A 14,629-nucleotide genomic window follows, 5' to 3' on the forward strand; every position below is an offset into this window, starting at 1 on the left:
ACCCGGCAGCATCTGCTTGTAGTGGCGGATCGTGCTGGATATAGCCGGGATCTATAAATTTTGTTACCGCTTATTGGGCTGCCTTTGGTTAATCATCACTTCGTGAAGACCAATGATCTTTGTTCATGTTGCGAACAGCTTTGTTGTCGTTATTATTTACTAGTCTTTTTATTTTCAATCCTATTTGTTAAGAAACACATATAGAGATTTTATTTTTTCGTTTTCAAAAATAACTATGTCAGTACCAGTTGCTACTGGAGGAGCACCCGCTGGACCAACACCCCAATCCAACTTACCAATATTGTTATTAATGATAATTGGTTTTAACTGTACAATAGAAAAAACCGGAGGAAGACCATTTAATGTCTTACTAATTTTATGATTTACATCCTGATGTCCCGTGAATTTTTCGCCAACTTCAAATAAGCTAATATCTTTTGCATAGACTCTGTCAATAGCCGTACGCCTAAGTGTTTCGTCTCGCTGGTTCCAAATTCCATTCAAATGCTGAACCAGTAATTGTTCTAGTTTATCTTCCATTTAATTCTATATTTATTTGCTTAATACCCAATGGTAAATGGTCTGCCAATAAATTGCTGATTTTTGATTTCATCAACCAACGCCACCGCGTAGTCTTCGAATGAAATATTGCTTGCTCCATTATCGTCTGCAACCAGAGTAGTAGTTCCTAATCTAAATCTACCCGTGCGTTCGCCTGCTTGTATCATAGCAGCTGGGTTAAAGTATGTCCAATTTTTCAGCCCAGAATTTTCGTATAGTTTCTGCACTTCACCGTGTGCAAAAATGGAAGGTTTATATTCATCCGGAATGTTCTTCATGACATTAGCATCATCCAGCATTCTCAAGCCTGGTGCAACCTCATTATTAGTGCCCCCGCCGACAGCAATAATTCTTGTCTGCGGATTTTTTTTCAGGGCATTGATCAGATTTTGGTGGGCTTTTTTAAACTGCTCGGGCGTCAGCCCTGCATAAAGCGATATTGCCGCTATCACTACATCTTTACCAGCTATTATTGAAGGTAATTCAACCTCACTTAGCAAGTCGCTTTTGATTGCTGTCAAATTGGGGTGACTTAGCGCCAGAGCTCCTGGTTTGCGTTGTGCCGCTGTTACTTCATGCCCTTTCTCCAATGCTTCTTTTAATATTCGCTGACCAATATTTCCCGTTCCGCCAAATAATAAGATTTTCATAAATTTTTGATTTTTCATTTTGTTGAAGCAAAGGTATCTTTGAGACTATAGAAAAAACAGTACTAACTAAAAAGTAAGTGTAAAGTGGTTGCTAAAAAGGAAAACTCGACCAATAGCTTAAACAATAAAGTCCTTACGAAATGCCCCATGTCCTATACGATTGAAATGATTGGCGGCAGATGGAAAACAATCATTCTTTATCAGCTTAGAAATGATTCATTGAGATTTGGACAGCTGAAAAAAATGTTGCCGTTGATTACCGAAAAAATGCTGGCACAACAACTAAAACAGTTGGAAATTGATGGATTAGTTGTCAGGGATGCAAAGAAAGCTATCCCCCCGCATGTGGAGTATTATTTATCTGAAAGCGGCAAAACACTGTTGCCTATCTTAACTTCCATGGCTGATTGGGGGCAAAATCACAATCCTTTAACAAAGGAATGCTAGTTGTAGGTATGCGAACTTGGGCATTATGAAACGTGCAACGATGTAAAGGCTGTCTCATGGGCTGGCTCTTTGCGTAATTCACACAATCAATATCTATTGCTCTTGCGGTCTTAGATTTTTAATTCAAACATCTCTTTTCTAATGCTGCTTATTTCATTGCATGCTTTCGAATCCTGCTTAACGTTTCTTTAGTTATACCCAGATAAGATGCAATAAGGTGTTGCGGAAATCGCTGATTGAACTGAGGGTGGTTTTCAGCAAATTCTTCATAGCGTTTTTCTGCTGTGTTACTGATGGTAGAGCTTATCCTTCGGTTATTAGCAATGGCATGTCGTTCATCCATCAGGCGGATCATTTCTACCAGCGCAGGTATTTTTCGCGTCAATTTCAATATATCTGCTCTTGATATAGTTACCAGTTGAGTGTCTTCCCACGCATCAATATTATATCGTGATGGCGTAAGCATCATGAAACTTTCCCGATCAGTTGCCCAGTAATCTTCAATGTAGAGATGCACAATATGCTCAACGCCTTTATCATTTACAATGTATTGGCGCATCGCACCTTCTATGATAAAACCAGCGTTCCTGCACACTTCTCCTTCCTGCAAAAAATATTGTTTTTTTCTGAGCTTTTTGGGTTCAAATGCAGACACAATCATTTTCTCCTCTTTGCTGTTGAGTGGCAAAGCCGTGTGATTATTAATGTATGCTATAAGCTTTTCGTGCATGGGAGCTATGCTATTCAAATCTTAGCAATTTATAAAAATATCGATATTCAGGAAGCACTTCTATTGGAAGGATGTGTTAATGGTGTTACTATGATTATGGGGGAAATACTTAAAATTCCTATACCTATATTTTGATTTTTTATCTGTTGATAGTCTTTCTGTCCGGACTTCCTTCCAAATCTGTTTAAGACCTGGGACAAACTCATGGTTGCTTATCTTGATTTTCGAGTAGATAGTCGCTTAAGGGGCTAAGTAAATTAAATCTTCTTATTGGTGGAATAGGCGCGCGTATCACGTTTGCTTCGATTACTACCTCTACAGAAAGTAAAATTTCTGCCATTGAGTAGAGAGGTGGGCGATTAAGCGCTTATGTATGATATTATGCCTCTTACGATAAGGGCAATTCCTGTAACTATCGCACCAATGAATATGATGTTTCCGCCTGCAGCAGCCGTAAGTCCTACACCTATTGCCGTAACAATAATTCCAGCAATCAATCCGATGCCTAATGATCGCTTTTTTTTCTTAGCGTTTTTTTCTTGAACAAGCTTAGCAATCTCCGGATTCTTACCTTCTATGAATGTGTTGAAATTCTGAAGAAGCTCCGATACATCGCCGGACGAATTTAATACGTTGTTCTTGAATGCGATGTCATCGGATTCTATTGACTTGATCTTTTCGGATAGCTCGTCATCAAGTCCGCGAGCCTTGGCTTCATTCTTAAAAATGGCTAATTCGGTTTCTGTGAACTTGTATGGATTATAGCACACATAGGCAAACAGATCTTCTTGCGTCATTTGACTCGCCGATGCTTTGACGCGGTTCTTCGTTGCTTCTCTCTCTTGAATAGCCTTCTCTAATTCGCGCTCAATTCCTCGTACTTGCACTTCGGTTTCGAAGATCACGAGTTCGTCATCCGAAAATTGCTTTGTGGCTATGATGTCCACCAAATCTTGGTTCGATGCTTTCCTTGCGAATTCTTGTAAGAACTGGATGCTCATGATGGTTGCTATGTGTGTATTTATGAAGATATCGGAATACGATATTCAAGGTTTTTTATTGAGTTGAAAAATTATAGGATAAATTTTCTATAAACGGGAAAAGCACCTTGATGTGAGGTGCTTTTTATTTTTCTGCTGTCGTTTAATCAACACCTGCGTTCGTTGATATATAGGGAGGCCATCTCTCGACAGCCTCCCTTGACACTTCTCAATCTTTAATGAATTTATAAAATCCAGACTTACCAATTGATGACTGCACTTGAAGTATATACATACCAGTACGGTAATCGGATACTTCTATCCGGAACTGGATTTTTTAGTCGCGAACAATCTAGTGTCTAAAAAATCTTACTATGAAATTCCTCCAAGAGTGGAATACTGTTTAAAAAAAATGGGTTAAAGGCCCTGCCAATTGCCGATGAACTGGCATCCTTTGGTTTGGAGAACTCATTGTAACCGCCTTCAACTTAGCTATGTACAAAAATCATATACATGCTATATATGATTTTTGTACATATTTTATCCGCCGACCTAAACTATATTTGATGCCGCTAATTGATATATACAGGTATATCTACGATACAAACATCTGCCAGCTGATGGATCAATGACATACTATCAGCTAAAAAAATATTCTCTGGCACCCTTGGCCCATTGTTCTAGCGAAGTCATTTTTATGGGAAGTTTTTCCAGAACTTTACTCATATCAGGATTGAACTTAGCCGGGTATGTAGTTGCGTTTTGAATACTTTCATAGTAAGAAGCAACGCCAGCTGCTGCAGCTTCCCCTACAAAAGGTTTTAATATTTCTCCAAACTCTGTCGATGTTTGTGGGTAGTATACAATTTTTTCTCCTACACCTTTAGAAAACCTGTCAGCCAAATCATTACCTCTCAGATTTTCCATGCCACTAATCTGAAAAGTATCAGCTTTCAACTTTGTGCTATAAATGGCTTCCACTATAAACGCACTTACATCTCTGGAGGCTATCCAACCTATAGGCATCGCTTCCGGAGTAGGATAAGCTATTTTTTTCTCTTTCTTTACAAAAGGTGCGCAAAAAGGCCCCATCATGTTTTCCATGTATATAGTAGGTTCTATTATTACATAATCAACTCCACTATTTTTTAGATAATCTCTGATGTCCAGCTTCACATCCTCACCGGGTATTCCTAATTTATGAGACGAAAGCCAGGCACTCGTATTCCAAACAATTTTATTTACACCATTTGCTTTGGCAGAGTCAATCACGTTTTTGGCATATTGCAATCCATCAACAGGATTGGGTAGGGAAACGGGAATCAATAGAGCAACCGAATCTATCCCTTTGGTAATCTCGCGCATTTTATCAGCATCGTTCATATTAGCTAAAATCGGTATAGCACCTGCTTTATTTAACCTATCAAAACTTCTTTCTGAGCTAGTCGCAGCGACTACTTCTGCTCCTCTTTTCTTCGCCTCTCCTATTATGTTGAATTGTTGTGAGCCTGTGGCTCCGAATACTAATATTTTCATCTCATTTAATTTAAGAACTTGCTCAAAGTTCAGGAGTATATACTTTAATACAAGTACATACAAAAAAGTAGGGTACTTACCTGTCGGTTAGAATAATTGACTGTCAATGAGAAAAGTTGCATAAAAATTTCAACCGATCTCTTAAAAAGATAAACTGTAAACCAAAGCCAGACGATGCCTGTAATTAAAATTGGTTGTTTCATTTATTATTGATTTATAGCTTTATCAGAGTAGCAGTACAGGTATTAATTTAAGTTTATGTTTGCCTGGTATATATTAGTTTAAAGAATCTATAAGACTATCAATAGCATCCTCCAGCATTTGAGATTGGGACCGTGCATCTATACCTTTGTGAATTAAATTGAGCGATGCAAGCCCCTGTACAATCGCAATTGATATATAACATTTGTGTTTCAGAAAAACATCGGTATGATTTTCGTCCCCACAAACCTTGGTAATTGTCTGATTTATCGAGTCGATAAACGCTATCATCTCGGCAGGCATGGGCTCTGATTCATTTAGCTTCAATCCAGTCTCCTGCATAAGAAGATATAACTCCTTTTCCCGGGTTGCAAAATGCCAATAGGTGGTTAGCATTGCTTTTAGTCTATACTTCGGATCAACAATGTTTTTGCAGTTTTTATCGATACTTATATTCAGCTGTTGATATCCCAATTTGCTTAGATCAACCAATAGTGCCTCTTTGTTTTTAAAATACAGATACATCACAGTCGCGGAGTATTCAATACTGTCAGCCAGCCGCCTTAGGCTTAGCGACTGGTGCCCTTCTGCTTTTACGATGGTCAACGCTGCATGAAGAATATCTTTATGCATGTTCAGCCGATTCCTTTCTTTTCTTTCTTTACTTCCCATTTAATACCATAAGAGATTTGCGAAAAATCTGGTACTCATTGCTACAAACTTCCAGCTACCTATAAAATGGATGAATGCTTTGTTCCATCTACAATTTTGATATTACTCGCTACCAAATTAGAAGTTGCCTGTGCGACTAGTTTCAACATTCAGATTAATGGTTGGGTGGAAATACATTTTGTCAGAAACATCGAGCATCATTCTTTCATTAGTCTGTTTAATATTTTCTATACCAGTGGAGAAACGACCAGTATGAACGGAAGGAAAAACTATATATATATATATATATATATATATGCAATCCCCCACGGTTTTAATCAGGCATTTATCAATCGTATCTCCGTAGTTTGTGTTTGCTCTCATTAGGGCTGATGAGATAATTCTCGTAGTAAAATTCCAACCAATAAAACTGAAACAAGCTTTTCATTTTATGGGCATCTCCAAAACCTCCACTATACCTTCCACACGAGGGATGAGGCTAATATAAAAGAGTTTTTAAAGATGCCCCTATATACCATTTAATTGGCTAGTTACTCAGCTAAAAAAGCCAATGATTTTTTTACAAAGTCTTCGTGGTTTTGAAATATTGAACCGTGACCTGCATCCTTGTAAATAATTAGCTCGGAGTTTTTTATACGTTTTTTTAATTCGTATGAATTATTAATTGGCACCATTTTGTCGTTCTCGCCATTCACTATTAAGATTGGTTGCTTAATCACAGATAAGTCTTGTGGTGCTTGTAAGCCCCAGGCCTTTATAGCATCAAGCTGACAAGTCAAGTGTTTCATTTTTAGAGCTTTGTCTTTATTTTCTTTTCGTTCTTTTAACCTTCCAAGGTAGCTTTTTGCCGCTTTGCGTCCATTGGCATTTCTATTGAAGAACAAATAGAATTTTTCATTTCTAAAAGTAAATTTGCCTTTAATTACATCTTTGATAACTACAGGTGTCATTTTGCTGATAGCCTCACCTTCTGCAGGTCCAGTTCCAGCAAGTATAGCTTTTCGTACAAGTTGTGGTTCACGGAGTAGAATTTCCTGTGAGACGAAACCACCCAGCGAAAAGCCGAAAAGATCAACTTTTTGATAACCCAGTGCTTTTATAAAAGCTATAGCATCTGTTGCCATCTCTGCAACCGTTTTTGGGGTTGTACCTTCAGTAGAACCTATTCCTCGATTGTCAAAACAGATGATTGAATACTCTGAAGCCAAACCATCTATAATTCTTGGGTCGCAATCATCCATTGTAGCAGATAAGTGATTTAAAAAAATTATAGGTATACCAGAATTACTTTCGCCAAGCTTGCGATAGAAAAATTCTGTTCCTCCAATATTTACTGATTGCGTTTTTACATTTTTAAAATTCATAGTTGTATTATTTAATGAGTTATTACTTTGATTATTTGTTTGAGCAATTGATATAGTTATTATGCTAACAAGTAGCGAAAGCATTAGTTGATACTTTTTCATATTCCATTTGTAATTTTTAAGAAATTATAATCAATTGACTTATCAGTTTAAGAAATAGTCCTTATTCTCCTTTGCCCATGCGCCTGTGGCTCCGAATACTAAAATTTCATTTTCTTATTTTGATGTTTAAGATTGTGTAATTGGTAAAAGATTATTCTTCCGATGTTATCGTAGGCGGAATCAACTTATACATGACCGGTGTTACGATTCTTGAGAGGATAGTCGAACTGATCAAGCCACCGATAAGAACCATTGCTAAAGGTGCAATTTGAGGATTGGGGTTCATGGCAATAGGTATAAGCCCACATATAGCAGTAAGAGAAGTCAACACGACAGGCAGGAATCTTGTCTCGCCCGACTTCTTTATAGCATCATCAATGGAATGTCCTTCTTGCCGTAGCTGATTGGTAAAGTCAACAAGTAAAAGAGAGTTTTTGACTTGTATACCGGAGAGCCCAATGAAACCAATGATCGTAACAAGCGACATCGGAAAGCCCGTAATCAATAGCATGATGACACCTCCAATTATTCCGAGCGGTATAACTGACAATACAATGATAATTCCCTTGAATGTTTTGAACTGAAGTAACAGCACTGCAATAAATAAGAACGCGCTAAAGAGAATGACTGTCAAAAAGTTTCCACCCAGCGTATCACCTTCTGACTCTGCTTCTCCTGAAAGTTTATAGTAATATCCTCTAGGCATTTTAAGCTTATCGAGTTGTGGTATAACTTCTTTCAGAACATCGTTGGCCAATGTATTCTTTTGAGTCATTGCAGTAACTTTTGCAAAGCGTGACTTATTAAAATGGTTAATAGCAGTAGGGGATGTTTCGAATGTTACCTCGGCAAGTTGGTTGAGCGGAACAGGAACTCCCTGTATATTATTTACATATAGGTTCTTGAATGCATCGAGATTCGGAAACTTCTCAAAGGATGTAGTGATCATTACATTTCGGGCATCACCTTTCTCATCTATATAGTCTCCAACGGGTAAGCCTGCCACTGCTAAACGTACTGTCTTATCAATTTCCGCTGTTAGGACACCTAGCGTTCTTGCTTTCTCTTTATTTATTTTCAGCTTAACATCTGTTTTGTAGGTGTTCAATTCATTGTTGATATATACTGTACCTTTCTGTTTACGCAAGATTTCTTCCGTCTGAAAAGTCAATTTGCGTAACTCTTCTGGATCTTCTCCGAATATTCTCACGACAATGTTGGCCTCGATGGGCGCACCCTGTTCAAAGTCTTTTACTTCTATCTTTGCGTAGGGGAAGTCATTGAATTTTGCTCTGAGCTTTTCAATGAGTGCTACCTTCTCCGTTGGCTTTGCTTCATTGTCCAATTGCACAAAGATTTGAGCGAAGTCAGCTTTCTCTTCCTGCTGACGCACATTGTAATAAATCTGCGGATTGCCTTTACCTACGTTGGAAGTAAAATTGGTTATCTCTGGATGTTGTTTAAGTTCACCTTCCACCAGTTTGGTTACTCTATTTGTTTCCGGAATGTTAGCCTGAAGTGGCATTTTAATAGTGATCAGAAACATTGGTTTCTCAGATGCGGGAAATAGTTTGAAACCAGCTTGTGGTATGAGCATAAAAGCTCCGGCACTTAAGAGGATAGAAAGTGCTATCGTAATCTTAGGCCAGTTCAATGCGGCAGGCATTATTCTGGCGTACGAAACATTAAGTAATTTCTGGAGATATACTAAGAATACATTTCCATGTCCTTCGGTGTGAGTTTTTAAAAGACGACTACCCAGAAAAGGTACAAGGGATAACGCAACAATCATGGATGCCAATACGCTGGTGATAATAGCCATCGGCAGACTTTTTATAAATTCACCAGCAATGTCTGGAAGAAATGCAAGTGGAAGAAAAGCTATAATTAGCGTGGCTGTACAACCAATCACCGCGATGCCTATTTGCTTGGTTCCTTTCAATACAGCATCTCGTTTAGAAGCACCTTCTCTTAGCCAACGTTCTATGTTTTCTACAACCACAATGCTATCGTCAACTAAGAGCCCAAGTGCTACTACCAATCCAACTATACTAAGTTGATTCAAAGAGAAACCAGCAGCATTTAAAACAATCAGGCCCAAGCCCAGAGAGAGTGGAATTGAAATCATCACGATAAGAGATGCTCTGGAGCCCAACGGTAGTAATGTAAAAAGCACCAGTACTATAGCAATTATAAAATCAACTCCCAGGTGACCCAATCGTTGTGATACCATATCGGCCTGGTCGAAGGGTGTTACTAACGTGATGTTGGCAGGTAATGACTTTTCGAAATCATCTATTACAGGCAGGTATTTTTCCTGAACAGTGGTGATGTTTACATTCTCTTTCATTCCTGCGTTCACCAGCACACATCGGTTACTATTTATTCTGATGATGTGTTTTTCGATTTCATTTTTATAGCCTACCTGAGCTACATCTTTCAGATATATAATTTTTCCGTTGCCATTGAATATAACCGTGTTGGCTACATCATCGGCATCTTGAAATTTTCCGCTTGTTTTTACATTGAAGGTCTTGGTACCTAGATTAATACTTCCACCCGGTATATCTGCGGCTTCACTTTGTAAACTGCCGATCACTACATTCAATGGAATACCCAGTTGCGCGAGCTTGTCAACCATTACGTCAACACGTATCTGTTGCTCAGGCATGCCAGAATATTTTACGTTTTTAAGATCCGTGATCTTTTCGAGTTGTGTCTTGAGCTTATCAGCTTGGCTACGGAGTTCTTTTGCAGAGACTGTGTTGGAGACCAATGCAATCTGAAAAATATTTACATCGGTTGGACTTATCTTCTCCGTTTTTATAAGGTATATATCATCTGGCAATCCACTGTTTTTTAGCGCATTTATTTCGGTGGCCAGTTCCTGGTATTTATTATCAATATCAACACCGTATTTAAATTTAACTTGAATAGCAGCTACACCATCTTCAATAGTGGTTAATAGCTTCTCTATATTTTCCAGTTGGTATATTTTATTTTCAATAGGTTTTACCACCTGTTCTTCCATGTCTTTAGGGCTGGTACCCGGGTAGATGACGGTGATCAGGTACTGAGGTGGATGGATTGTTGGATCTTCTGACCGTGGCATAGTAGATAGTGTTGCAAAAGCAACCACGGCTACCATGAGAAACATCACAAGCGTAAACTGATAGTTCCGCACTGAGAAATTAGTGATCTTCATAAAGGCTTATTGGATAATTTTGATGGTAGAATTTTCATTCAGGTAGCTACTATTGGCCACTACTACTTCGCGAATGTTTTCGAGCCCCTGGCTGATATAGGCCTTTTGATTATCAAACTGAGAAATCACGACAGGTACTTTCTTCACTTTGTTGTTCCCGGATGTAGTATATACAAAAGCTTTATTTCCATCGGCTTCTATCAAAGCATCGTACGGAATGACGGGGAGTGAATGATTTTGAGCGGCAATAATTTGTACCTTCCCAAACATACCGGTTGCAGGCTTAACGTCTCCAAGTTTAGTCTTAAGTTCAATCTGGAATGATCCTGTAGCGCGATCAGAAGTTAGCGACTTGCGGAATACATATGCTTCAAAACTCTTATTCGGGTAGCCGTCCAATGTAACAACAGCTCGCTGACGGATTGATATAGCAGCCCATTCTTTATCCGTTACACCGACCTTGAGTATATAGTTATTATCATCCGTTTCATTGATGGCCAACACAGGCGTGCCCGGTCCGACAATCTCTCCTTCATGTGCAATCTTTTTGGTAACAAAACCATCTGAAGTAGCATTGATCTGAGAATATTGCTTATTAAAAGCAACGGCTTCGGCTGCTTTTTGTGCAATGTCAAGCCCGGTTTTGGTATTCTGTAATTGCTCAAGTGTATAGACACTATCGCTATACAGATGAACAGCACGATCATAATCTCGTTGTGCCTTTTCTGAATTAAGTCTTGCTTGCTCATACCCGGCCGTTATTTCAGTAGTATTCAGTAACGCTAAGGTCTGTCCCTTTTTAAAGAACTGACCTTCTTCAACAAGCACTTTGCTAACAACGCCACCAATCTTGAACGAGTAGATGGCTTCATTTTCCGTTGTGAGCAAGCCTGTCGCGAAAATGTCTTCGGAGGATTTTTGGGATGAAACTGAAATTACTTTTACAGGTATAATTTCAGTTGACTGTCCGGAACGGTTTACCTTTCCGTTCTCTTGGTGTCCGCAGGAAACAAACAGTGTTCCCAGGCAGATACAAAAACTCAAAGTTGATATTGTCTTCATTGTATGTCGTTGTTAAATTTTTTATTGTATACTAAAACTTGCGCTGGCTCTTTCAATCGTAGCATTCGTTATCCATGCATTGAACAAGGCTATATTTAAGTCCAGCCTGGCGTTTATTAATTGATTTTGAGCGTCCAGCAATTCGATATATATAGCTAGTCCTTCTTTGTACAGCTTTAACTCATCGTTGTAATAAGTCTGAGCCGTTTTTAACTGCGATTGGGCTGCATGGTATTGCGCTAACGCACTTTGAAATTCGTTTTTACGAACCTGCAATTCAGTTTTGAGTTGATGTTCTATATAGTCAGTTTGCGCAGCGAGGCTTTGTTGTTCAGATCGGGCTTGTTTGATTTTGTAAGAGTTTACTCCGGATGAAAAGACGTTCCAGGTTAATGTGAGCCCGCCCAAGTAGTATCTGCTTTTATCATTGAACTTCCAGTCGAAGGATTGTGAACCGAGATCCAGAAAGGCGCTAAGTTTTGGGACTATATATGATCTTGAAAGGCCCGTCAGGTTTTCATCAATTCCTTTGACAATGCCCAGCTTTAGAAGCTCCTCTCTTTTATCAACGCGTGAATCCGTTAACGAATCCTGTATAGGCAAAATTTGCATGTCATCCAGTTTGATGCTATCGGTAAGCGGACGATTAATCAGGAAGTTGAAATAGGCTTGCGCCGATTTTTGATTTTGAATGGCGGCTGTTAATGCAGCATCTATTCTAACGACCTCACTTTCGCTGCGAAGTACTGCAGTTCGATTTACCTTTTCATTATTCAGAAGCGCTGTATTAATCCGCTTCCCTTCTTCAACCAATTGTAATGAAGATTCATATATACTCACTGCCTTGACTGCTTTCGCATATTGATAGTAGGCGACCTTTACATCCTTCACAAGTTCACGCTTGTACAAGGCTACTTCGGTCCGTTGCAATTCTACCTGTTGCTGTTTAATCCGCTTGTTATAAATCAATTCAGCATTGATCAAAGGAAGCGTTGTCCTGAATTTTGCATCGTAAAAATTGTCAGGGTTGAGCAGTATGCTTTGATTTTGCAATTGTGGAAAGTTGTTACTTCCCGTGAGCTGATTGAGTGTTGAATAAGCCTGGTTTAGTAGGTCACCGGTTGGGAAATCGATCGTTCTTCCGCCATCTGCTTTTGTGTAGGTAGTGGAAAACGTGACCGAAGGTAAAAACATGCCTTTCGCTTCTTTCAAGGCATACAAGCTGCGTTCGAATTGAAAGTCTTGTTGTTTGATACTCTCGTTGGCTTCCAATGCCTGGTTGATATATAGCGTCAAACTTTCTTGAGCGAGAACTGCATTTGACCGCATGAGCAGTAACGTAAGCAGAACGCAAGCACTCCACTGTAGCAATTTTGGTTTCATTTTTTGATTATTGTTTTAATTTTAAACGCTGTTCAGTAAAATATTAAAAAAAACTAGGCCTTTTCAAGTATCGAAATAAAACACTGATATCCGTGTGTCATCAGTTCCTCTGTGGAGTGCTCCTTAAAATTCCTTGTTCTGTCTTTGCAGAACAAGGCACAAATTCCATGTAAAGCTGAGAGGATCATAAACGTCAGATAATCCGCATTCATCCCTTTAAAGCGGCCCTGCTGCTGGCATGCGTCAACAGTTGTTTTTAAGTGCTGAATCGCTTCGCCTGCGAGATTGAGACCTTTTTCCTTATAGCCTGCCGTTTCCTCTACCAGGAACATGAGGTTATAATAGTCTCTATTCTCAATAGCAAATTGGATAAAATTCCTTCCGCTTGCTTTAAGGCGCTCAAATGGGTCCTCAACATTATCAAGCACTCTACTTTTACTCAGCAGCAACCGAAACCCTTCCTCATAAAGCTTATGGAAGATTTCACCTTTGTCCTTAAAGTAGAAGTATAAAGTTCCGGGGCTATAATTGATCTCATCCGCAATGTTTCGCATACTGGAACGCTCATAACCGTTTTTCAGGAATACGCTTCTGGCGCCATCCAGAATGCGTTTTGTCATTTCCTCTTTTTCTTTATTTTTTCTTTCTGCTATTGACATGATGCGATCAATTCGATGGCAAGTTACTGAACACTGTTCAATAAAAACGAATGTTTTTCAAAAAAGTTTTGAATGAGTTATAAATTGTGATGCGATTGTAACCTTTCGACACTCACGCTTTGCAAAACCTCATGATTAAAATGATGGGGTGATTTAAGAAAGCGCCTGCGGTGAAGGACTGCCGGCTGGTCTTGATTTATCTTCCGGTAGCGGGACATATTCATGGTTGTCCGATGGTGGCAGTATAATTCTTCCTTCTTTCCAATCTGCTTTTGCCTGTTCAATTCTCTCTTTGCGCGAAGACACAAAGTTCCACCAGATAAAACGTTCTCCCAATGGTTCGCCACCCAGTAGCATGAGAGTAGTAGGTTCTTTAGCCATGAGAATCGGATCTACACCTTTTGAAAAAATGAGCATCTGTCCGGCATGATAGGTAGTTCCTGAAACTTCAATACTGCCCTTTACTATATAAATGCCACGCTCGGAGTGTTCTTGCGGCAAACCAAACCGAGCGTCCTTTTCCAATACTACGTGAAGATAAAATAACGGAGAGTGTATATGTACATTGCCTTTTAATCCAAAAGCATTTCCAGCGATTAGCCGCATCCATACACCTTTGTCTGTAAACACAGGTAGCTCCTCGGGTTTATAGTTATTAAACGATGGTGCAGACTCCTCTGCCTTTTCCGGCAATGCCACCCACGTTTGAATCATCTCCAGAGCACCGCCCGCTAAAATAGACGGGTCTTCAAAACGTTCGGAGTGAGCAATACCACTTCCCGCCGTCATCCAGTTTACCTCGCCCGGCCGAATGATTTGCTCGACTCCCAGACTATCCCGATGCATGACCTGGCCACCAAATAAATAGCTTACGGTAGAAAGTCCGATATGCGGATGAGGGAGTACATCCATCGAGCTTATGTTTTCAGGAGCGATTGCTACCGGGCCGGCATGGTCCATAAATATAAATGGCCCCACCATTCTTCTCAGGCGGAAGGGTAGGATTCTGCGCACTTCCATTCCCGGGGTAATGGCTGCTTTTCGTGCTTCAATGACGATGTCTAACATGTATATATA

Annotated in this window: 14 protein-coding genes; 1 reads left to right on the forward strand and 13 read right to left on the reverse strand. The window is 39.4% G+C overall.

What is annotated here, in order from left to right; genetic code table 11:
• Positions 1-180 precede the first annotated feature (180 nt).
• Positions 181-540: a hypothetical protein gene (locus B5Y40_RS06745; RefSeq protein WP_079685915.1), complete on the reverse strand. Its 360-nt coding sequence runs from the start codon at positions 538-540 to the stop codon at positions 181-183.
• 20 nt (positions 541-560) lie between these two features.
• On the reverse strand, positions 561-1,229 hold the full coding sequence (locus tag B5Y40_RS06750) for an NAD(P)-dependent oxidoreductase (RefSeq protein ID WP_079685916.1): 669 nt from the start codon (positions 1,227-1,229) through the stop codon (positions 561-563).
• 129 nt (positions 1,230-1,358) lie between these two features.
• Here B5Y40_RS06750 and B5Y40_RS06755 point away from each other — a divergent pair, with 129 nt between their 5' ends.
• Positions 1,359-1,658 carry a winged helix-turn-helix transcriptional regulator gene (locus B5Y40_RS06755; protein WP_245840485.1) on the forward strand — a complete coding sequence of 100 codons (300 nt, stop codon included), beginning with the start codon at positions 1,359-1,361 and terminating at the stop codon, positions 1,656-1,658.
• A gap of 148 nt (positions 1,659-1,806) precedes the next feature.
• On the opposite strand, the gene B5Y40_RS06760 is transcribed toward B5Y40_RS06755, so the two are convergent.
• The 11 genes from B5Y40_RS06760 to B5Y40_RS06815 all read right to left on the reverse strand — a co-directional run bounded on the left by B5Y40_RS06760 (position 1,807) and on the right by B5Y40_RS06815 (position 14,620).
• Positions 1,807-2,406 (reverse strand): Crp/Fnr family transcriptional regulator, encoded by a 600-nt coding sequence (locus tag B5Y40_RS06760; protein ID WP_245840486.1) that lies wholly within the window; start codon positions 2,404-2,406, stop codon positions 1,807-1,809.
• 341 nt (positions 2,407-2,747) lie between these two features.
• On the reverse strand, positions 2,748-3,389 hold the full coding sequence (locus tag B5Y40_RS06765) for a hypothetical protein (protein WP_079685919.1): 642 nt from the start codon (positions 3,387-3,389) through the stop codon (positions 2,748-2,750).
• A 618-nt stretch (positions 3,390-4,007) separates the two neighbouring features.
• Positions 4,008-4,904: an SDR family oxidoreductase gene (locus tag B5Y40_RS06775; RefSeq protein ID WP_079685920.1), complete on the reverse strand. Its 897-nt coding sequence runs from the start codon at positions 4,902-4,904 to the stop codon at positions 4,008-4,010.
• Between the two features lie 276 nt (positions 4,905-5,180).
• Positions 5,181-5,777, reverse strand: a complete 597-nt coding sequence (locus B5Y40_RS06780; protein ID WP_079685921.1) for a TetR/AcrR family transcriptional regulator — start codon at positions 5,775-5,777, stop codon at positions 5,181-5,183.
• Between the two features lie 117 nt (positions 5,778-5,894).
• Positions 5,895-6,140 (reverse strand): hypothetical protein, encoded by a 246-nt coding sequence (locus tag B5Y40_RS06785; RefSeq protein ID WP_079685922.1) that lies wholly within the window; start codon positions 6,138-6,140, stop codon positions 5,895-5,897.
• A gap of 167 nt (positions 6,141-6,307) precedes the next feature.
• The gene (locus tag B5Y40_RS06790) at positions 6,308-7,243 is read right to left on the reverse strand and encodes an alpha/beta fold hydrolase (RefSeq protein ID WP_221408875.1); all 936 of its coding nucleotides are present in this window, start codon (positions 7,241-7,243) and stop codon (positions 6,308-6,310) included.
• A gap of 151 nt (positions 7,244-7,394) precedes the next feature.
• On the reverse strand, positions 7,395-10,448 hold the full coding sequence (locus B5Y40_RS06795; RefSeq protein ID WP_079685923.1) for an efflux RND transporter permease subunit: 3,054 nt from the start codon (positions 10,446-10,448) through the stop codon (positions 7,395-7,397).
• Between the two features lie 6 nt (positions 10,449-10,454).
• On the reverse strand, positions 10,455-11,510 hold the full coding sequence (locus B5Y40_RS06800) for an efflux RND transporter periplasmic adaptor subunit (RefSeq protein ID WP_079685924.1): 1,056 nt from the start codon (positions 11,508-11,510) through the stop codon (positions 10,455-10,457).
• 21 nt (positions 11,511-11,531) lie between these two features.
• On the reverse strand, positions 11,532-12,893 hold the full coding sequence (locus B5Y40_RS06805; RefSeq protein WP_079685925.1) for a TolC family protein: 1,362 nt from the start codon (positions 12,891-12,893) through the stop codon (positions 11,532-11,534).
• A 53-nt stretch (positions 12,894-12,946) separates the two neighbouring features.
• On the reverse strand, positions 12,947-13,513 hold the full coding sequence (locus B5Y40_RS06810) for a TetR/AcrR family transcriptional regulator (protein ID WP_159453621.1): 567 nt from the start codon (positions 13,511-13,513) through the stop codon (positions 12,947-12,949).
• Positions 13,514-13,705: 192 nt separating this feature from the next.
• The gene (locus tag B5Y40_RS06815) at positions 13,706-14,620 is read right to left on the reverse strand and encodes a pirin family protein (protein WP_079685927.1); all 915 of its coding nucleotides are present in this window, start codon (positions 14,618-14,620) and stop codon (positions 13,706-13,708) included.
• Positions 14,621-14,629 lie beyond the last annotated feature (9 nt).

It is taken from the genome of Ohtaekwangia koreensis (genome assembly GCF_900167975.1).
Taxonomy (GTDB): domain Bacteria; phylum Bacteroidota; class Bacteroidia; order Cytophagales; family Cyclobacteriaceae; genus Ohtaekwangia; species Ohtaekwangia koreensis.

Excerpts from the sequence above, each read along its gene's own strand:
- B5Y40_RS06745 (WP_079685915.1), bottom strand. The coding sequence starts at position 540 with ATGGAAGATAAACTAGAACAATTACTGGTTCAGCATTTGAATGGAATT.
- B5Y40_RS06750 (WP_079685916.1), bottom strand. The coding sequence starts at position 1,229 with ATGAAAAATCAAAAATTTATGAAAATCTTATTATTTGGCGGAACGGGA.
- B5Y40_RS06755 (WP_245840485.1), top strand. The coding sequence starts at position 1,359 with ATGTCCTATACGATTGAAATGATTGGCGGCAGATGGAAAACAATCATT.
- B5Y40_RS06765 (WP_079685919.1), bottom strand. The coding sequence starts at position 3,389 with ATGAGCATCCAGTTCTTACAAGAATTCGCAAGGAAAGCATCGAACCAA.
- B5Y40_RS06775 (WP_079685920.1), bottom strand. The coding sequence starts at position 4,904 with ATGAAAATATTAGTATTCGGAGCCACAGGCTCACAACAATTCAACATA.
- B5Y40_RS06780 (WP_079685921.1), bottom strand. The coding sequence starts at position 5,777 with ATGGGAAGTAAAGAAAGAAAAGAAAGGAATCGGCTGAACATGCATAAA.
- B5Y40_RS06785 (WP_079685922.1), bottom strand. The coding sequence starts at position 6,140 with ATGAGAGCAAACACAAACTACGGAGATACGATTGATAAATGCCTGATT.
- B5Y40_RS06790 (WP_221408875.1), bottom strand. The coding sequence starts at position 7,243 with ATGAAAAAGTATCAACTAATGCTTTCGCTACTTGTTAGCATAATAACT.
- B5Y40_RS06795 (WP_079685923.1), bottom strand. The coding sequence starts at position 10,448 with ATGAAGATCACTAATTTCTCAGTGCGGAACTATCAGTTTACGCTTGTG.
- B5Y40_RS06800 (WP_079685924.1), bottom strand. The coding sequence starts at position 11,510 with ATGAAGACAATATCAACTTTGAGTTTTTGTATCTGCCTGGGAACACTG.
- B5Y40_RS06805 (WP_079685925.1), bottom strand. The coding sequence starts at position 12,893 with ATGAAACCAAAATTGCTACAGTGGAGTGCTTGCGTTCTGCTTACGTTA.
- B5Y40_RS06810 (WP_159453621.1), bottom strand. The coding sequence starts at position 13,513 with ATGACAAAACGCATTCTGGATGGCGCCAGAAGCGTATTCCTGAAAAAC.
- B5Y40_RS06815 (WP_079685927.1), bottom strand. The coding sequence starts at position 14,620 with ATGTTAGACATCGTCATTGAAGCACGAAAAGCAGCCATTACCCCGGGA.